This window comes from Streptomyces sp. NPDC003011, from assembly GCF_053591515.1.
On the sequence record NZ_JBSFTY010000023.1, the window covers coordinates 1 to 19,351 of the forward strand.

Genomic DNA, 19,351 nt, shown 5'->3' on the forward strand with positions numbered 1-19,351 from the left:
GCCGGCGGTCATGATCCCGCCGCCCCGCCGCCCCGCCGCCCCGCAGCCCCGCCGCCCCGCCGCACGGGCTGCGCTGTTGCGGGGCATCACCCCGGCCTTCGAGGCGTGTCCTGCGCCCTACTCCGCCGGCTCCACCCCCGCCCGCAGCAGCCCGTACGTGTACGCGTCCTCCAGGGCCTGCCAGGACGCCGCGATCACGTTCTCGGCGACGCCCACCGTCGACCACTCCCCCGCCCCGTCGGACGTGGAGATCAGGACGCGGGTGGTGGACTGGGTGCCGTGGACGCCCTCCAGGATGCGGACCTTGTAGTCGACGAGCTCCAGCTTGGCGAGCTGCGGGTAGATCCTCTCCAGGGCGACCCGCAGGGCACGGTCGAGGGCGTTGACCGGGCCGTTGCCCTCCGCCGTGGCGACGATGCGCTCGCCCTTGGCGTAGAGCTTGACCGTGGCCTCGTTGGCGTGGGTGCCGTCGGGGCGGTCCTCGACGATCGCCCGCCAGGACTCGACCTCGAAGTACTTCAGGGGTGTGCCCTCGACCTCGGCGCGCAGCAGGAGTTCGAAGGACGCGTCGGCCGCCTCGTACGTGTAGCCCCTCAGCTCGCGCTCCTTCACCCGGTCGACCACCCGCTGGACCAGCGCGCGGTCGCCACCGAGGTCGATGCCGAGCTCCTTGCCCTTGAGCTCGATCGACGCGCGGCCCGCCATGTCGGAGACCAGCATCCGCATGGTGTTGCCGACCTGCTCCGGGTCGATGTGCTGGTACAGGTCCGGGTCGACCTTGATGGCGGAGGCGTGCAGGCCCGCCTTGTGGGCGAAGGCGGAGACGCCGACGTAGGGCTGGTGGGTGGAGGGGGTGAGGTTCACGACCTCGGCGATGGCGTGCGAGATACGGGTCATCTCGCGGAGCTTGCCGTCGGGCAGCACCTTCTTGCCGTACTTCAGCTCCAGGGCCGCGACCACCGGGAACAGGTTGGCGTTGCCGACGCGCTCGCCGTAGCCGTTGGCCGTGCACTGGACGTGGGTGGCGCCCGCGTCCACCGCGGCCAGGGTGTTGGCGACCGCGCAGCCCGTGTCGTCCTGGGTGTGGATGCCGAGCCGGGCGCCGGTGTCGGCGAGCACGGTGGACACGACCGCCTGGATCTGCGCCGGGAGCATCCCGCCGTTGGTGTCGCAGAGGATCACGACGGACGCCCCGGCCTGAGAGGCCGTCCGGACGACCGCCTTCGCGTACTCGGGGTTCGCGCGGTAACCGTCGAAGAAGTGCTCGCAGTCGACGAAGACGCGGCGGCCCTGCTCCGTGAGGAAGGACACCGTGTCGCGGACCATCTCCAGGTTCTCGTCCAGTGTCGTGCGCAGGGCGAGCTCCACGTGCCGGTCGTGGGACTTCGCCACCAGGGTGATCACCTGGGCGCCGGACTCCAGGAGGGCTTTGACCTGAGGGTCCTCGGACGCCTTGGCGCCGGCCCGGCGGGTGGCGCCGAAGGCGACCAGCTGGGCGTGCTTGAAGTCGATCTCCTGCTGGGCGCGGGCGAAGAACTCGGTGTCCCGCGGATTGGCGCCGGGCCAGCCGCCCTCGATGAAGCCCACGCCGAAGTCGTCCAGGTGCCGTGCGATGGCCAGCTTGTCCGCGACGGTGAGGTTGATGCCCTCCCGCTGCGCGCCGTCGCGCAGAGTGGTGTCGAAGACGTGGAACGAATCGTCGAGCTCGCTGGTTTCGGTCATGGTGTCAAGGCTCCTGTGTCGGATCTCGGTCTGTACCGGAATGACCGGCTCCACCGTCCCCACATGGTCCCTCGCGCTCTCGCCTCCGGCTTCGGGTGGGCCAGAAATGCGAAAAACCCCTCGCGGGTGCGAGAGGTCTGCGCGCGGGTCGAGGACGACGGTGTCCACCCGTACCTGGTCGTACGTGATGGTCACTGCGGACCGGCGCGCCTGCTGCCAATAATCGTGGCGAACGAGAGCACGGAGGCAGTCTGGCACAGACCGTCCCCGTGCTCACCGTCCGTCTCAGGATGCGAGCACTCGGTTGATCACCTCAGGTGGCGGACGTGGACGTGCGTGGTGTCGTAGGTGTCCTCGGGCACGAGGTCGGCGGCGCTGCTGCTGAAGGCGACCTGGCGGCCGTGCCGGTCGATCACCGGGAAGGACACCCCGTCGGAACCGCTGGGTCCGCCCTGCGCCGCGGGGCTGGCGAGCACCGTGCGTCCGGTGCGCAGGTCGCGCACGTACGCCTGGCGCGCGTGGTCCGGGTCGGCGGGGTCGGACGCGGTGAACACGAGGTGCCGGCTGTCGGCGCTGAGCTGGGGATGGGCGGTGGAGGCCGCCGGATCGGCGGCGTCGACGCGGCGCAGCTCCCCCGTCGCCAGGTCGCGGACGAAGACGTTGTGCCCCTTGTTGGTGTCGCCCGGGGTCAGCTGCGAGTCGAGCGAGTTGAGGACCGCGTACCGGCCATCGGCGCTGACCTGCGGGAACTCGCTCTGACCGTCGGAGACCTTGCCGTCCGGCGCCTTGTCGGCCTGGAACAGCTCGCCGCTCGGCACGTCACGGACGTAGGCGTCGCTCCAGTCGCCCCGGGTGGGGTACGGGACGAAGAACTGGTAGCCGACCCGGCTGCCGTCGGCGCTGATGGACGGGTGGGTGGCGGCGGACTTCCAGGCACCCTCGCCGGGCACCTGGCTGATCCGGACGGCCTCGCCGGTGACGCGGTCGACGCGGTAGACCCGGTCGGAGCCGTCCCCCGCCGGCGCGTCGCCCGTGCGCAGGGCGACGAAGGCGAGGTAGCGGCCGTCGGCGCTGAGAGCGGGGCCGCTGGCGGCGCTGTAGCCCGTGTCCACGGCGTCGTCGATCCGCTGGAGGGCGCCGGTCTTCAGGTCCTTGACGAAGACGTGGTTGTCGGCGGTGTCGTAGGTGGGGTTGGAGGTGAACGCCAGATACCGGCCGTCCGCGCTCAGTGAGAGGTCCAGGACGGGGCTGTCCGCCGCAGTGCCGTCCTGCGCGGTGCTCGCCAGGCGGGTGGTGCCGGTTTTCAGGTCGCGTACGAAGGCGTCGGCGGTGCCGTCGGTGTCGCCCGCGACCAGGTTGCCGGCGTCCGAGACGAAGGCCAGGTACCGGCCGTTCGCGCTCAGGCTCTGCCCGCCGGAGGCGCCGTTGCCGTCCGTGCCGTCCGGAGCCACACTCGCCTTCTCCGTGTACGGAACCGTGGGCGCGGCGCTCGCGGCGGATCCGGTGAGCGCCATGGCGGCGGCGGCCGCGACGACGGTGACCGCCGCCGAGGCGGTGCGGTGCTTCGTGGTGCGCATGTTGGTTCCCCCGTTGTTCCCGTGCTTGTCGGTCGTTCCGTGCATGGCCATGGCGCGCATGCCGTGCATGGTCGTTCGGTGCATGTCGTTCCCCCGTGGTCGGTCTTCGGTCAGTGAGCTGTCCGCAGGAAGACGTCCGCCACCCCGTTGGTGTCCCCCTCCACCAGATCGGGTGACGCCGACTCGAACGCGACGGCCGTGCCGTCGGCGTTGACGGACGGGTGCCGGGCCGGGAGGTCGGTGCGGCCGCCCCAGCGGTCGACGCTGATCAACTGCCGCTTCCCGGTAGCCAGTTCGAGCAGGTACACGGAACGGCCCGAGGTGTACGCGACCCGTGTGCCGTCCCCGGAGAGCGAGGGCTGCGTGCCCTCGGCCCGGGTCGTGGTGCCGGTGTCGAGGTCACGGACATGGATCTCCCGGGCCTGCTGGAAGGCGACCTTGCGCCCGTCCGCGCTGAGGGAGGGGGCCGAGGAGTCGCCGGCGACTTTCTCCAGGGCGCCGGTGTCCAGGTCGCGGACGTGGAGGTCACCGTCCTGCTCGAAGGCGATGTACCGGCCGTCGTAGTTGATCGACGGGTTCCGCGCCGCCTTGCCCGAGGGCTCGCTGACCAGGTCCGTGGTGCCGCCGTTGAACCGGAAGCGGTAGACGCGGGGCTGAGGGTGCGGGTCGGCGTCGGTGGCGGGCAGGGTGGCGGCGTAGGTGATCCACTGGCAGGTGGGGTCCACCTCGGGCTGTCCCATCCAGGTGAAGCGGACGCCCTGGTGGGAATTGAGGCTGGTGAGTCTGCCGACCGAGCGGTTGCGGATGTGGACCTCCGGGCCGCCGTCGGCCTCGGACGGGGCCACATAGCCGACCATGCGTCCGCTGGAGCAGGGCGTCCCCTCGTGCGAGGGGCCCTGCGTCCCGGAGTTGACCTGGGATGTGCCGCCGGCCGCGTGGACGAACACGTTCGTGTCCTTCGGGTCGTCGGTCCCCTGCGAGGTGAAGGCGACGACCTTGCCCTCCCCCATCGCCGGATCGAAGGACGCCCCGGTGCGTTGCTGCCCGTCCGGCGTCATGCTGATCCGTTCGGTGACGGACGGCATCGGGTCCGGGTTCTCCCGGAGCGCGCCCGAGAGGACGAACACGTCCGGCTCCCGGTTGGTGTCGCCCGCCACCAGGTGGGACGCCCCCGAACCGAACGCCACGGTACGCCCGTCGGCAGCCAGCATCTCCGATCCGAGCTGGGCGTCCGCCGGCAGGGCCGTCCCGCGCCGGCCCGTCAGCAGGTCGCGCGCACGCACCCCGTCCTCGCCCCCGACGACGGCGTACCGGCCGTCCGCCGTGGCCGAGAGAGCCCGCCCCTCGGCCACCCGCCGTGACTCGCCCGTGCGCAGGTCGTGGACGTACAGGCCGCTCGCGGCGTCAAGGAGGACACGTCGGCCGTCCGCGGTGATGCGGACCAGGGTGGCCTGGCCGAGGCCGGTGTCGACCTGGGTCCGCTCGCCCGTGGTCCGGTCCTTGACGAAGACGTCGTCCGGGTCGTCCTCGGCGGGCCCCGGGACCTGGTAGGCGACCCGCTCGCCGTCGCCGCTCACCGAGGCCCCGCGCTTGGGGCCCTCCTCGGCCGGTGAGATCAGTTCGTCGGTGCCGGTGGCCGTGTCGCGGACGTAGAGGAGCCGTGTGTTCTGCGGCCCGTGGCGGTCGCCGATGGTGTACGCGACGTGCGTGCCGTCCGGGCTGATCGACTGCGCTCGGCCCAACTCGTCGGAGCCGGGCGGGGTGTCGGGCCACAGCCGTTCCGAGCGGCCGGTCGCGCGGTCGTACAGGTACGGTGCCGGGAACCGGGTGCCCGCGGAGTAGGCGACACGGCCCCCGTCGGCGCTCGGCATCGGCGAGCCGTAGGTGTGACCGCTGCCCAGGTCGATCTTGGTGACTCCGCCGGTGGCCAGATCCTTCACGAGCAGGCACGGCGAGAGGTCCGCGCAGCCGAAGCCCGGCGCCTGGGAGGTGAACGCGACCTGCCGGCCGTCGGCGCTGATCGCGGCGCCGTCGGACGGCCCGTCGGCCTGGGTGCCGTCGGCGGCGGTGCTGACCCGTTCGACACGCGGAGTGTGCGGTGCGGTCGGTGCCTGCGGTGCTGTCGGTGCCTGCGATGCCCTCGGTGCGGGTGGTGCGTGCGGTGCTGCGGTGGCACTCGGAACGGCGGCTGCGGCGAGCGCGAGCAACAGCACCGCGCCTGTAGAGCCTCTGGACACATGTACGCCTCTGGACATGTTCCCCCCTGTGGTCCCCGTTGACGCATCTCCCCCGGCCCCGCGCCGAGGGCTCCCGTCGAGGCAAACGCACACCGCCCATCGGGTCAATCGGCCTTATTACGTACAACCCGGGCGGGGGGTCACGCGTCCGCGAGGCGCTCGCGTACGGGAGCTCCCGTACGTGGCCGAGGATCGCCCCCGGTGACCTCGTGAGCCGGACGGGGCCGGCGTACCCGGCGGCGACAGGTCCGGAACGCCTGGGGCCGCCGCGGACACGGAGTCCACGGCGGCCCCGCAGGCGGCCACCGGCGCCTAACCCAGCTTGTGCATCCAGCCGTGCTCGTCCCGTGCCGTCCCGCGCTGGATGTCCAGCAGGGCCTGACGCAGCCGCAGCGTGACCTCGCCGGGCTCGCCGCCCGACTGCTGCCACTCGGCCCTCGCGCGCTTGACCGTGCCGACCGGGGTGATCACGGCCGCGGTGCCGCAGGCGAAGACCTCCGTGAGGGTGCCGTTCTCGGCGTCGCGCTGCCACTGGTCGATCGACACGCGGCCCTCCTCGGACGCGTAGCCGAGGTCCCGGGCGACAGTGAGGAGCGAGTCACGGGTGACGCCCTCCAGGATGGAGCCGGTGAGGGCCGGCGTGACGATCTTGTCGCCGTACACGAAGTACAGGTTCATGCCGCCGAGTTCCTCGACCCACGTGTGCTCGACCGCGTCGAGGTAGCAGACCTGGTCGCAGCCCTTGGCCGCCGCTTCGGCCTGGGCCAGCAGCGACGCGGCGTAGTTGCCGCCCGTCTTCGCGTCGCCCATGCCGCCGGGGACGGCGCGGACGCGGTCCTCGGACAGCCAGATGGAGACCGGCTTGACGCCGCCCGGGAAGTAGGCGCCGGCCGGGGAGGCGATGACCAGGAAGAGGTACTCGTTGGCGGGCTTCACGCCCAGGCCGACCTCGGTCGCGATCATGAACGGCCGCAGGTAGAGGGACTCCTCGCCGCCGTGCGCCGGGACCCACGCCTGGTCCTGCCGCACCAGCGCGTCGCACGCCTCGATGAACGTGTCCACCGGCAGCTCCGGCATGCCGAGCCGGCGGGCGGAGGACTGGAAGCGCTGCGCGTTCTTCTCGGGGCGGAAGCTGGCGACGGAACCGTCGGGCTGGCGGTAGGCCTTGAGTCCCTCGAAGATCTCCTGCGCGTAGTGCAGCACCATCGCCGCCGGGTCGAGGGAGAGCGGAGCGTACGGAACGAGCTGGCCGTCGTGCCAGCCGCGGCCCTCGGTCCACTTGATCGTCACCATGTGGTCGGTGAAGTGGCGGCCGAAGCCGGGGTTGGCCAGGATCGCCTCGCGCTCCGCGTCGGAGAGTGGCGAGGCCGAGGGCTTGAGCTCGATCGTGGGCGTCGTCATGAGTGGTTGTCCTTCACCGGTTGTAGTGACGGGCCGCGCACACGCCCGTACTGTCAGTGGCCAGTGCTAGGACGTCCGAGCATTCCCCCATTCCGCGGCTCCGCGTTCGATTATCTCAAGCGGGGAGCCGGGGACGAAAACGGCGTGAATGCGGCCCAGAGGATGATGGTGGCACCCGGCGGGGACATACGAAAGCCGCCGGGTGCGGTGACCCGGCGGCTTCGGAGGTTCGAGGAAGCGCGGCGGATCAGCCGGCTACTCGTACGGCGAGCGCGTCGCCGATCTCCGTGGTGGAACGGGCGGGCTTGCCGGTGCGCTCCGCGAGGTCGGCGGAGACGGCGTCCTCGATGCGGCCGGCCTCGGACTCGTAGCCGAGGTGACGCAGCAGGAGGGCGACGGACAGGACCGTGGCGGTGGGGTCGGCCTTGCCCTGGCCGGCGATGTCCGGGGCCGAGCCGTGCACCGGCTCGAACATCGAGGGGAACTCGCCGGACGGGTTGATGTTCCCGCTCGCGGCGACGCCGATGCCGCCGGAGACGGCCGCGGCGAGGTCGGTGATGATGTCGCCGAAGAGGTTGTCGGTGACGATCACGTCGAAGCGGGCGGGGTCCGTGACGAGGTAGATCGTCGCCGCGTCCACGTGGATGTAGTCCGTGGTGACCTCGGGGAACTCGGCGGCCACCTTGGTGAAGGTGTTGGTCCACAGGTGACCGGCGAAGGTCAGCACGTTGTTCTTGTGGACCAGCGTCAGCTTCTTGCGCGGGCGGGCCTGGGCGCGGGCGAAGGCGTCACGGACCACGCGCTCGACACCGAAGGCCGTGTTCACGGAGACCTCGGTGGCGACCTCGTGCTCGGTGCCCTTGCGGATCGTGCCGCCGTTGCCGGTGTACGGGCCCTCGGTGCCCTCGCGGACGACGACGAAGTCGATCTGCGGCTCGCCGGCCAGCGGGGTGGCGACACCCGGCAGCAGCTTGGACGGGCGCAGGTTGACGTGGTGGTCGAAGGCGAAGCGGAGCTTGAGCAGGAAGCCGCGCTCCAGGACGCCGGACGGCACCGACGGGTCGCCGATCGCGCCGAGCAGGATGGCGTCGTGCTTCTTCAGGGCGTCGAGGTCGGCGTCGGTGAGGGTCTCACCGGTGGCGTGGTAGCGCCGGGCGCCGAAGTCGTAGTCCTTCGTCTCCAGCTTCACATCCTGCGGAAGGACGGCGGAGAGGACCTTGAGACCTTCGGCCACGACCTCCTGGCCGATGCCGTCACCGGGAATCACTGCGAGATTGATGCTGCGAGACATGTCGGCACCGTACTCCTTGTCCCATGGGATGACATGAGGTGTCCGCGATGCGGACATGCCGGGAGCACGTTCACGTCATCTCGTTGCCGCGTGTTCACCCGTACGGGGGGCGGGTGTTGAGGTCCGCTGGGAAGTTCACCCTCATGGAGACCCCCGACTGCGGCGTGCCGCACCAGCTCGCCCGCCGGATGAGCATGGCCGAGCAGTACGAGTACCTGCGGACCAGGCTGTCCCGGCGCCGCGCACTGGTGACGGCGGGCGCGCTGGCCGGCGGGATGCTGACGGGCTGCTCGGACGGCGGCGCCCCGGGCACGGCCACGCGTGCGGGTGCCACGGCCGCCTCGCCGTCCGCGTCCCGGGTGCACGGCTCGGCCGTCGTGCCGTTCGGCCGTCATCTCGCCTTCGGCGCCGACCCGAAGACCCGGATGCGGATCTCCTGGCAGGTACCGCTCGCGGTGCGCGGGCCCTACGTCCGGATCGGCACCCGGCCCGACGACCTGGGCCGCAGGATCGACGCCGAGGTGCGCGACCTGCACACGCCGGGCGTGAGCGGGGTGCGGCCGGCGCTCGACCAGTTCTATCTGCACGCGGCGCTGGACGGTCTGCTGCCCGGCACGACGTACTACTACGGCGTCGGCCACGACGGCTTCGACCCGGCCTCGCCCGCCCACCGGTCGACCATCGGCTCCTTCCGCACGGCGCCGGCGACCCCGGAGCGGTTCGTCTTCACCGCCTTCGGCGACCAGGGCGTGAGCCGGGCCGCCGCCGCCAACGACGACGTCCTGCTGCGCCGGCGGCCCGCCTTCCATCTCCACGCGGGCGACATCTGCTACGCGAACGGCACCGGCCGGGGCGGGAAGACGGACGGCTACGACCCCGGCTACTGGGACCTGTTCCTCCAGCAGAACGAACGGGTGGCGAAGTCGGTCCCGTGGATGGTGACGACCGGGAACCACGACATGGAGGCCTGGTACTCACCGGAGGGCTACGGCGGCCAGCTGGCCCGCTGGTCCCTCCCGGACAACGGCTTCGACCCCCGCACCGCGCCGGGCGTCTACGCGTTCACGTACGGCAATGTCGCCTTCGTCGCGCTGGACGCGAACGACGTCTCGTACGAGATCCCCGCCAACTCCGGCTACACGGGCGGGAGGCAGACGGCGTGGCTGGAGAGAAAGCTGGCCGGGTTGCGGGCGGACGCCTCGGTCGACTTCATCGTCGTCTTCTTCCACCACTGCGCCTACTCGACCTCCTCGCACGCCTCCGACGGGGGTGTGCGGGAGCGGTGGCTGCCGCTGTTCGCCAGGCACCAGGTGGACCTGGTGATCAACGGGCACAACCACGTCTACGAGCGCACGGACGCCATCAGGGACGGCGAGGTGGGCAGGCCGGTCCCGATCGGCGCGTCGACCGACCCGACCCGCGACGGGATCGTGTACGTGACCGCGGGCGGCGGCGGCAAGGACCTGTACGGCTTTCCGGCGGGCGTACCGGAGAGCTACGAGGGGCACGTGCGGGACCGCGAGTCCGTGGAGTCCTTCCACTGGACGGCGTCCCAGCAGTCCGCGAAGGAGACCGTCGAGTGGTCCCGGGTGCGCTACCGCGGCTTCTCGTTCCTCTCCGTGGAGGCGCGGAGCGGTCCGCGCCCCAGGCTGACGGTGTCGGCGCTGGCGCAGAACGGGGAGCGCATCGACCATTTCGAGGTGCGGCGCGGCACGTGAGTCCGCGCCGCACCTCGCGGGTGCGGCTCCCGGTTCGTGGGTGCTCGGGTGCTCGGGTGCTCAGGCGCTGTGGCCGGTCGAGCCGCCGTTGTCGCGGCGGTCGAGGGCTCGCTGGAGTGCGGCGGCGGCGTTCTTGCGGTCCGACTCGCTGGTACGGGAGAGGTGACGGACTCGACGGCGGGCGGTCGTCTCGGCCATGGGGAATCGACTCCTTCGAGATTCCTGGAGCGGGAAGTTACGAGACGCCGGGGGCGGGGAGCGGGCCGCAGGGATTGCCTGCACGGGGCCCGGCTCACGAACCGCCATTCGCTTGGTCGAGCGAGACGTTCGGCTCCTACAAAGCTAAGCGAGGACGGCGCATCTGTCTCCACAATTACTCGGACTTCCTACTATCTGAGACGGCGCACCGCCCCCGGCCTCTCCGACCTGCGTGACTCCGTCCGGGCCCGGACACACGGACGGGCCGGATCGGTGAGGATCCGGCCCGTCCGCGTGCGGGGGGGGTGTCAGCCCATGTGCGGGTACCGGTAGTCGGTCGGCGGGGCCAGGGTCTCCTTGATGGCGCGGGTCAGCGTCCAGCGCATCAGGTTCTGCGGGGCGCCGGCCTTGTCGTTGGTGCCGGAGGCGCGGCCACCGCCGAAGGGCTGCTGGCCGACGACGGCACCGGTCGACTTGTCGTTGATGTAGAAGTTGCCGGCCGCGTAGCGGAGCCGGTCCATCGTGTACGCCGCCGCCGCGCGGTCGTTGGCGATGACCGAGCCGGTCAGGGCGTAGGCGGACACCGACTCCATCTGGGTCAGCATCTCCTCGTACCGGTCGTCCTCGTAGACGTGCACGGCGAGGATCGGGCCGAAGTACTCGGTGGTGAAGACCTCGCTTCGCGGGTCGTCGCACTCGATGACGGTCGGCCGGACGAAGTAGCCGACCGCGTCGTCGTAGGAGCCGCCGGCGACGATCGTGCAGGCCGGGTCCGCCTTCGCCCGGTCGATGGCGGCCTTGTTCTTGGCGAAGGCCCGCTCGTCGATGACCGCGCCGATGAAGTTCGACAGGTCGGTGACGTCACCCATGGCGATGCCGTCGACCTCCGCGGCGAACTCCTCCTTGAACCCGGAGTTCCAGATGGACGCCGGGATGTACGCCCGGGAGGTCGCGCTGCACTTCTGGCCCTGGTACTCGAAGGCACCCCGGGTCAGCGCCGTCTTCAGCACCGCGCGGTCGGCGCTCGGGTGGGCGACGACGAAGTCCTTGCCGCCGGTCTCGCCGACCAGGCGCGGGTAGGAGCGGTACTTCTCGATGTTGCTGCCGACCGTCTTCCACAGGTACTGGAAGGTCTTGGTCGACCCGGTGAAGTGGATGCCCGCGAGTTCCCGGTGCTCCAGGGCGACCTCGGAGACCTCGATGCCGTCACCGGTGACGAGGTTGATGACGCCCTTGGGCAGTCCGGCCTCCTCCAGCAGCCGCATGAGGAGCACGGCGGCGTGGGTCTGGGTCGGCGAGGGCTTCCAGACGACGACGTTGCCCATGAGGGCCGGGGCGGTGGGCAGGTTGCCCGCGATCGCCGTGAAGTTGAAGGGCGTGATCGCGTAGACGAAGCCTTCGAGGGGGCGGTGGTCGAGGCGGTTCCAGACGCCCGGCGCGTTGGCCGGCGGCTGCTCGGCGAGCAGGTCACGGGCGTACTTGACGTTGAAGCGCCAGAAGTCGACCAGCTCGCAGGGGGTGTCGATCTCCGCCTGCTGGGCGGTCTTCGACTGGCCGAGCATGGTGGAGGCGGCCAGCGTCTCGCGCCAGGGCCCGGCCAGCAGCTCGGCGGCGCGCAGGATGATCGCGGCGCGGTCGTCGAAGGCCATCGCCCGCCAGGCGGGCGCGGCGGCGAGGGCCGCGTCGATGGCGTCCTGGGCGTCGCGCCGGGTGGCGTTGCCGTACGTGCCGAGACGGGCCTTGTGGTTGTGCGGCTGCACGACGTCGACCCGCTCGCCGCCGCCCAGCCGCTGCTCGCCGCCGATGGTGCAGGGCAGGTCGATCGGGTTGTCGGCCAGCTCCCTGAGCTTGGCCTCCAGCCGGGCCCGCTCGGGCGAGCCGGGAGCGTAGCCGCGCACCGGCTCGTTGACGGGGGTGGGGACCTGGGTCACAGCGTCCATGGTGTCCGTAACTCCTTAGTGAGCGGTGTTTCGGGCTCAGCCCTTGGTGAGGATCGAGCGGGCGAAGAAGCGCAGGTTGGCCGGCTTCTCCGCGAGGCGCCGCATGAAGTAGCCGTACCAGTCGGTGCCGTAGGCGGTGTAGACGCGCATCCGATGGCCCTCGGCCGCGAGCCGCAGATGCTCGTCTCCGCGGATGCCGTACAGCATCTGGAACTCGTACTCGTCGGGCTTGCGGCCGGCCTGCCGGGCGAGTTCCTGGGCGATGGAGATCAGGCGCGGGTCGTGGGACCCGATCATCGGGTATCCCCCGCCCTCCATCAGGACCCTCAGGATCCGCACGTACGCCTTGTCGATCTCGTGCTTGTCCTGGTGGGCGACCTCGGCGGGCTCCTTGTACGCCCCCTTCACCAGCCGCACCCGGCTGCCGCTGCCGGCCAGGCGGCGGGCGTCGGCCTCGGTGCGGAAGAGGTAGGCCTGGATGACGCATCCGGTCTGCGGGAAGTCCTTCCGCAGCTCCTCGTGGACGGCGAACATCGAGTCGAGGGTGGTGTGGTCCTCCGCGTCGAGCGTGACGGTCGTCCCGATGGCGGCGGCGGCCTCGACGACCGGCCGGACGTTGGCGAGGGCCAGCTCGTGTCCTCCGGGGAGGGCCTGGCCGAACATCGAGAGCTTCACCGACAACTCGGCGCGGGTGCCGAGCTCCAGCCCCTTCAGCCGGTCGACGAGCTCCAGGTAGGCGTCCCGGGCGGCGGCGGCCTGCTCGGGCGTGGTGATGTCCTCGCCGACGACGTCCATCGTCAGCTCCAGGCCCCTGTCCGTCAGCTCCCGGACGATCGGCACGATCTCGTCGACGGTCTCACCGGGGATGAAGCGGTCGACGACCTGCCTGGTCACCGGTGCCGCCGAGATCAGGCGTCGCATCCGGTCACTGCGCGACGCGGCGAGAATCACGGGACCCAGCACGGGGCACCTCCACATACCAACCCGGACGAGGCCGTTTCCCTGGGTGGCGGGAACGGCACGGAGAACCACCGTGAAACCTAAGGATCCCTCCGATCGTGGGCCATCGACAGCTGTCACGCATCCGTGCCGCAGATCTCAGACAGATGTATGAAGGGTGTCCGGACATGCGGGACAATGCCCGGGTGACGTCGGACTACAAGGACCACAAGGGCGACTACCAGGAACTGGTCGACGAGATCTCGGAGCTCCTCGGCGCCCCGGCGACCCTGGAGAACCGGGACTTCGAACTGATCGCCTTCGGGGCGTACGACAGCGAGGGCGAGCTCGACACCTCGGCGCTGGACCCGGTGCGCACCCGCTCGATCCTGACCCGCCGCTCGACGGCCGCCGTCCGCGCGTGGTTCGAGGGCTTCGGCATCACCCGGGCGAGGGGCCCGGTCCGCATTCCGCCGGCACCGGAAGCGGGGGTCTACCGCGGACGGGTCTGCCTGCCGGTACGCCACCGGGGTGTCGTCCTCGGCTACGTCTGGCTCCTGGACGACGATCCCGGCCCGACCGCCCGGCAACTGGCGGCGGCGATGGAGGTGACGGCCCGCGTCGGCGCGCTGCTCGCGGACGAGGCGCAGCACGGGGCGGACCTCTCGCGGGAACTGCGCGCGGTCCTGACCGCCGACCGCGACTGGCAGCGCGACATGGCCGTCGCCGAACTCCGTACCGCCCTGGGCCCGCGCGCGGACACCCTCCACGCGGTGGTCTGCGTGACCCCCTGGCCCTCGGCCGCCCCGGAGGACGCCCCGTCGGTGCGCACGGTGCCGGGCGCGACGGCCATCTGCCTGCTCCCGTGGGGGACGACCGCCCACTCCCTCGCCCTGTTGATGCGTCTGCGCTCGGCGGACGCCCTGGCACCGGTGACGTCGGCGGCCGGACGGCTGCTGGAGCGGGCGCGGGAGGAGAGCGGGGCCGGCACCGGAAGCAGGCCGCCCGCCCCGGGCACCGACACCGGCTCCGGGCCGCCGTCCACCGGGGCCGGGACGCCGGCCGGCCCCGCCGCCGGCCTCTCCCTGCCCCGCACCGGCCTCGCCGAGCTGGGCACCGCCTGGCGGGAGGCGTCCGCCGCCGCCCGTGCCGCCCTGGCGGAACCCCGGCTCGGGCCGGTCGCCGCGTGGGCGTCCATCGGCCCGTACCGCCTGCTGACCGCCCTGCCGCCACAAGCGGCCCCCGACCCCGCCGTCCGCACCCTCCTGTCCCCCGCCCACCGCGACCTCGCCCGCACCGCCGAGGTCTACCTCGACCGTGCCGGCCAGGCGGGCCGCACGGCGGCGGAGCTGGGCATCCACCGGCAGACGCTGTACTACCGCCTCTCCCGCGTCGAGAAGCTCACCGGCCTCGACCTGGACGACGGCGAGGACCGCCTGCTGCTGCACATGGCACTGAAGGGCGCCCGGCTGTGACCGCCGCCCGCGCTCGCGCTCGGCGTCCCCGCGGGCAGACCGCTCGGCCGGCTGGTCGCGGACGCGCCGCCGGCCGTCCTGGACGAACGGCGGGTGGAGCTGTGGCGGGGGCGCCGGGGTCAGCCGGACCAGCGTCTCGGCAGCCGCTCTCGCATGCGTACTGCCGCCGCTGGTACCGCAGTTCGGCAGGGCCGCCGTCGGGCTGACCGGTGGCGCGGTCGCCGCGGAGACGGTGTGCGCGGTACCCGGCATCGCGCGTACGGCGCCCGGTGCGCGGCCAAGTCGCAGCATCCGCCGCTCCTCCAGGGCGCGGTCCTCGCCCTGCTGCTGCTCGGCCCGCTCACCGGCGCCGCGGGGCGCTCGTACGGCGCCGGCTGCTGGGCCCCGCCCCGCGGGACGCCGGGCTGCCCCTGCCGCCACTCCGGCCGGTCCACGCGCACCCGGCGGTCCCCGTCACGCTCGCCGTGCTGCCGGGCGACGGCCGTCGGCGGGGTCTGCCGCGTGACCCGCACACGGTCGACACGGCCGCCCGGCCGGCCGCGCCCTCCCGGGCGCACCCGCTCGGCACCGACGGCCTCGGCCGGGACGTGCTCGCCCGGCTCGGGCCCGGCGCCGCCCCCACGGCCGGCACGGCGGCCGCCATGTGCCTGCTGAGTCCGCTCGCCGGCCTCCAGGACGAGCGAGCTGGGGCTCGGGTACCTGTTCAGCTGCCACGACCGGGCGGCCGGGCGGCCGTACGGCACTCGCCGACCACGTACTGGAGATGCGGGACGGGCGCGTCAGCCCGTCACCGCTGACTCGATCACCCGGCGCAGGCCCTCGGTGAGCTGCTCCGCGCCGGGCGCGGTCTTCGGGTCGAAGGTCCACTGCGCGATGAGCCCCGTCATCAGGGTCAGGTAGAACGCGCCGAGGCTGTCGACGGTCTCGTCCGAGACGTCCTCCTCGCGCCCGCCCATGAGCAGCGGGACGAGTCCGCGCGCGGCCTCCCGCTGGGCGAGCGCCAGATGATCGCGCACCTCGGGCATCTGGTCGCCCATGACCAGGGCCTCCATGCTCAGGTGCCAGATCGAACCCGGGTCCCGCATGGTGCCGATGATGTTGGACCACACCCCCCGGAACCGTTCGACGGAGCCAGGCTCGGTGGCGCTCATGACGGTCCCGTCCCCCTCGAAGGCATCCCCCATCCCCTCGACCAGCGACACGTACGCCTGCGCCAGCAGCGCGTCCTTCGAGCCGTAGTGGTAACCGATGGACGCCAGGTTGGTCCTCGATTCCTTGACGATGTCGCGCGCCGTCGTACGGGCGAACCCCTTCGCCAGCAGGCAGCGCTTGGCGCCTTCGAGCAGATCCTCACGGTGTCCCATGCGGGCCAGCCTACCCGGATTCATACGATCGTCCTAGACGCCCGACTTACACGGTCGTACTAGACAAGCGTTTAAGACGCTCGTACAGTCGCCCCTCATGACGAACCCGACGAGCACGACCGCCCCCGCCGGCACCCGCGCCGGCCGACGCGAGTGGACCGCCCTGGCCGTCCTGATGCTGCCGCTGCTGCTGGTCTCGATGGACGTCTCGGTCCTGTACTTCGCGATCCCGGCGATCAGCGCGGACCTGGAACCGAGCGGCACCCAGCAGCTGTGGATCTTCGACATCTACGCGTTCGTACTGGCCGGTCTGCTGATGACGATGGGCTCGCTCGGCGACCGCATCGGCCACCGCAGGCTGCTCCTGATCGGCGCCGCCGCCTTCGGCACGGCCTCCCTGGTGGCGGCCTACGCCAACAGCGCCGAGACCCTCATCGTGGCCCGCGCGATCCTCGGCATCGGCGGCGCGACCCTGATGCCGTCGACGATGGCGCTGACCCGCACGATGTTCACCGACCCCGGCCAGCGGGCGAAGGCGATCGGTCTGTGGTCGGGCGTGATGACGGCCGGGATCGCGCTCGGTTCGGTGATGAGCGGGGTGCTGGTCCAGTACTTCTGGTGGGGCTCGGTCTTCCTGGTCAACCTGCCCGCGATGGCCCTGCTGCTGGTCCTCGGCCCGGTGCTGCTCCCCGAGTCCAAGAACCCCGACCCCGTCCGCTTCGACCGGGCGAGCATCCCGCTGTCGATGGCGGCCGTGCTCCCCGTGGTCTACGGCCTGAAGGAGATCCCGTCCGACGGCTGGAACGTCCGCTACGTCCTCTCGATCACCGTCGGCCTGCTCTTCGCGGCCCTCTTCGTCCACCGGCAGCGCACCGCCGACTCACCGATGATCTCCCCGGCCCTGTTCCGCGGTCGCGGCTTCGCCCCCTCCGTCGCGCTCAACCTCGTCTCCGCGTTCGGCGTGATGGGATCGGCCTACTTCACCACGCAGTACGTGCAGTCGGTGCTCGACAAGAGCGCCCTGGAGGCGGCCCTGTGGGCCCTGCTGCCGTCGGTGCCGATCGGGGCGGCGGCGCCGATCGCGACCGGGCTGGTGCAGCGAGGCGCCGACCGCGCCCACGTCGTCACCGCGGGCTTCGCCCTCGCCGCGGGCGGATTCGCGCTGCTGTCCCTCGCGGGCACGGACTCGCTGGGACTGGTGCTGACCGCGTGCGCCGTCATCGCCGTCGGAAGCGTCACCGTGATGTCCCAGATCATGGACCTCGCGATGGGCACCGCCCCGGTGGAGCGGGCGGGCAGCGCCTCCTCCCTGATGGAGACCGGCGCGGAGTTCGGCGGAGCGCTCGGCATGGCGGTCCTCGGCTCCATCGGCACGGCGGTCTACCGCCACAAGATCCCGGCCTCCGCACCGGCCGCGGCCCACGAGACGCTGGGCGGGGCGCTGGCGGTCGCCGACCGCGTACCGGGTCTGGCCACGACCGCGCGGGAGGCGTTCACCAGCGGGATGCAGGGGGCGGCGATCGCGGGGGCGGTGGTCCTCGCCGGGGCGGCGGGACTGGCGGCGGTGACACTGCGGGGGGTGGAGGTACGCACGGCGGCACCGGAGCCGGAGAAGGCGGCGGTCTGAGGCGGAAGGCGAACCGGGAGCACACGAAAACGCCGGACAGGCTGATCGACCAGCCTGTCCGGCGTTCGGGACGAGACCCCTTCGGGGCCGACGGCGTCCGGGAGCGGCAGCCCCCGCACGACCGCGGCTCAGACCAGGTTCACCGCGCGGGCGGACGTCGCGCCGATCTCCTCGGCGACCTCGGCCAGCACCCCGGCGGGCACGGTGTCGTCGACAGTCAGCACCGCCAGCGCCTCGCCGCCGGCCGCCGCACGGGCGACCTGCATGCCGGCGATGTTGATCCCGGCCTCGCCGAAGACTCGGCCCACCGTGCCGACGACGCCCGGACGGTCCTCGTACCGCAGGACGACCATGTGGTCGGCGAGCGCGAGGTCGACGTCGTACTCGCCGACCGCGACCAGCTTCTGCAGGTGCTTCGGGCCGGCCAGCGTGCCGGAGACCGACACCTCCTCGCCGCTGCCGAGCGTGCCGCGCACGGTCACGACGTTGCGGTGGTCGGCCGACTCGGAGCTGGTCGTCAGCCGCACCTCGACACCGCGCTCCTGCGCGAACAGCGGGGCGTTGACGTACGACACCGTCTCGTCGACGACGTCCTCGAAGACACCCTTCAGGGCGGACAGCTCCAGCACCTTCACATCGTGCTGGGTGATCTCGCCGTACACCTCGACGTCGAGGCGGACCGCGACCTCGCTCGCGAGCGCGGTGAAGATCCGGCCGAGGCGCTCGGCGAGCGGCAGACCCGGCTTGACGTCCTCGGCGATGACGCCGCCCTGGACGTTCACCGCGTCCGGGACCAGCTCACCGGCGAGCGCGAGCCGCACCGACCGGGCGACGGCGATACCGGCCTTCTCCTGCGCCTCGTCCGTCGACGCGCCGAGGTGCGGGGTGGCCACGACCTGGTCGAACTCGAACAGCGGGGAGTCCGTGCAGGGCTCCTTCGTGTACACGTCGAGACCGGCACCGGCGACCCGGCCCTCCTTGAGGGCGGAGTACAGCGCCTCCTCGTCGACGATCCCGCCGCGCGCGGCGTTGACGATGCGCACGCTGGGCTTGACCTTGCGCAGCGCCTCGTCACCGATCAGGCCGAGCGTCTCGGGCGTCTTCGGCAGGTGGACGGTGATGAAGTCGGAGACCTCCAGCAGCTCGTCCAGCGACAGCACCTTGACGCCCATCTGCGCGGCCCGAGCGGGCTGCACGTAGGGGTCGTAGGCGACGACCTTCATGCCGAAGGCCGACATGCGCTGGGCGACGAGCGCGCCGATGCGGCCCAGACCCACGACACCGAGGGTCTTCTCGGCGAGCTCCACGCCCGTGTACTTGCTCCGCTTCCACTCGCCGTTCTTCAGGGCGGCGTTGGCCTGCGGGATGTTGCGCGCGGTGGCGAGCAGAAGACCGCAGGCCAGCTCGGCCGCGGTCACGATGTTGGAGGTGGGGGCGTTGACGACCATCACGCCGGCCTTGGTGGCCGCGGACACGTCGACGTTGTCCAGGCCGACGCCGGCTCGTGCGACGACCTTCAGCTTCTTGGCGGCGGCGACGGCCTCGGCGTCGACCTTGGTGGCCGAACGGATCAGGATCGCGTCGACGTCGGCGATGGCGGGGAGCAGTTCGGCCCGGTCCGCTCCGTTGCAGTGCCGGATCTCGAAGTCCGGCCCCAGAGCGTCCACGGTGGCGGGCGACAGCTCTTCAGCGATGAGTACGACAGGTTTCGAGCTCACGTGAGTCCTCACAAGTCCAAGCGGACGGCCGTCCCGACGGCCGCAGGCGGTGGAGGGGTGCTAGCCGCGTGGAAGACGCACGACGCTGTGGGCCTGACGCGTATGTAGTACGGCAGTGTAGTGGCGTGGCGGAGGTCGTCCCGC

Annotated in this window: 13 protein-coding genes; 3 read left to right on the forward strand and 10 right to left on the reverse strand. The window is 71.8% G+C overall.

Annotation, left to right across the window (positions count from 1 at the left end):
* Positions 1-117: 117 nt before the first annotated feature.
* From cimA to ACWD0J_RS14210, 5 genes are all read right to left on the reverse strand, one after another.
* Positions 118-1,722: a citramalate synthase gene (gene cimA / locus ACWD0J_RS14190; RefSeq protein WP_451496064.1), complete on the reverse strand. Its 1,605-nt coding sequence runs from the start codon at positions 1,720-1,722 to the stop codon at positions 118-120.
* Positions 1,723-2,030: 308 nt separating this feature from the next.
* On the reverse strand, positions 2,031-3,383 hold the full coding sequence (locus ACWD0J_RS14195) for a TolB family protein (protein ID WP_451496065.1): 1,353 nt from the start codon (positions 3,381-3,383) through the stop codon (positions 2,031-2,033).
* A 26-nt stretch (positions 3,384-3,409) separates the two neighbouring features.
* On the reverse strand, positions 3,410-5,512 hold the full coding sequence (locus ACWD0J_RS14200) for a TolB family protein (protein WP_451496066.1): 2,103 nt from the start codon (positions 5,510-5,512) through the stop codon (positions 3,410-3,412).
* Between the two features lie 336 nt (positions 5,513-5,848).
* A complete protein-coding gene (locus ACWD0J_RS14205; RefSeq protein ID WP_451496067.1) occupies positions 5,849-6,937 on the reverse strand; it encodes a branched-chain amino acid aminotransferase in 1,089 nt (362 codons plus the stop codon).
* A gap of 247 nt (positions 6,938-7,184) precedes the next feature.
* Positions 7,185-8,228, reverse strand: coding sequence for a 3-isopropylmalate dehydrogenase (locus ACWD0J_RS14210; RefSeq protein WP_451496068.1), 1,044 nt, complete (start codon positions 8,226-8,228; stop codon positions 7,185-7,187).
* A 143-nt stretch (positions 8,229-8,371) separates the two neighbouring features.
* Here ACWD0J_RS14210 and ACWD0J_RS14215 point away from each other — a divergent pair, with 143 nt between their 5' ends.
* Positions 8,372-9,946, forward strand: a complete 1,575-nt coding sequence (locus tag ACWD0J_RS14215) for a purple acid phosphatase family protein (RefSeq protein WP_451496069.1) — start codon at positions 8,372-8,374, stop codon at positions 9,944-9,946.
* A gap of 60 nt (positions 9,947-10,006) precedes the next feature.
* Here the strand turns inward: ACWD0J_RS14215 and ACWD0J_RS14220 are convergent, their stop codons facing one another.
* The 3 genes from ACWD0J_RS14220 to ACWD0J_RS14230 form a co-directional block, all read right to left on the reverse strand.
* A complete protein-coding gene (locus ACWD0J_RS14220; protein ID WP_286064888.1) occupies positions 10,007-10,144 on the reverse strand; it encodes a hypothetical protein in 138 nt (45 codons plus the stop codon).
* A 308-nt stretch (positions 10,145-10,452) separates the two neighbouring features.
* The gene (pruA, locus tag ACWD0J_RS14225) at positions 10,453-12,084 is read right to left on the reverse strand and encodes an L-glutamate gamma-semialdehyde dehydrogenase (RefSeq protein ID WP_451496070.1); all 1,632 of its coding nucleotides are present in this window, start codon (positions 12,082-12,084) and stop codon (positions 10,453-10,455) included.
* Positions 12,085-12,120: 36 nt separating this feature from the next.
* Positions 12,121-13,047 (reverse strand): proline dehydrogenase family protein, encoded by a 927-nt coding sequence (locus tag ACWD0J_RS14230; protein WP_451496071.1) that lies wholly within the window; start codon positions 13,045-13,047, stop codon positions 12,121-12,123.
* 164 nt (positions 13,048-13,211) lie between these two features.
* Here ACWD0J_RS14230 and ACWD0J_RS14235 point away from each other — a divergent pair, with 164 nt between their 5' ends.
* Positions 13,212-14,498 (forward strand): PucR family transcriptional regulator, encoded by a 1,287-nt coding sequence (locus tag ACWD0J_RS14235; RefSeq protein ID WP_451496072.1) that lies wholly within the window; start codon positions 13,212-13,214, stop codon positions 14,496-14,498.
* A gap of 779 nt (positions 14,499-15,277) precedes the next feature.
* Here the strand turns inward: ACWD0J_RS14235 and ACWD0J_RS14240 are convergent.
* On the reverse strand, positions 15,278-15,862 hold the full coding sequence (locus ACWD0J_RS14240; protein ID WP_451496073.1) for a TetR/AcrR family transcriptional regulator: 585 nt from the start codon (positions 15,860-15,862) through the stop codon (positions 15,278-15,280).
* A 97-nt stretch (positions 15,863-15,959) separates the two neighbouring features.
* On the opposite strand from ACWD0J_RS14240, the gene ACWD0J_RS14245 reads away from it, so the two are divergent.
* Positions 15,960-17,489 (forward strand): MFS transporter, encoded by a 1,530-nt coding sequence (locus tag ACWD0J_RS14245; protein ID WP_451496074.1) that lies wholly within the window; start codon positions 15,960-15,962, stop codon positions 17,487-17,489.
* Between the two features lie 128 nt (positions 17,490-17,617).
* On the opposite strand, the gene serA is transcribed toward ACWD0J_RS14245, so the two are convergent.
* Complete coding sequence (gene serA / locus ACWD0J_RS14250; protein WP_451496075.1) at positions 17,618-19,207, reverse strand: phosphoglycerate dehydrogenase; 1,590 nt, start codon at positions 19,205-19,207, stop codon at positions 17,618-17,620.
* Positions 19,208-19,351 lie beyond the last annotated feature (144 nt).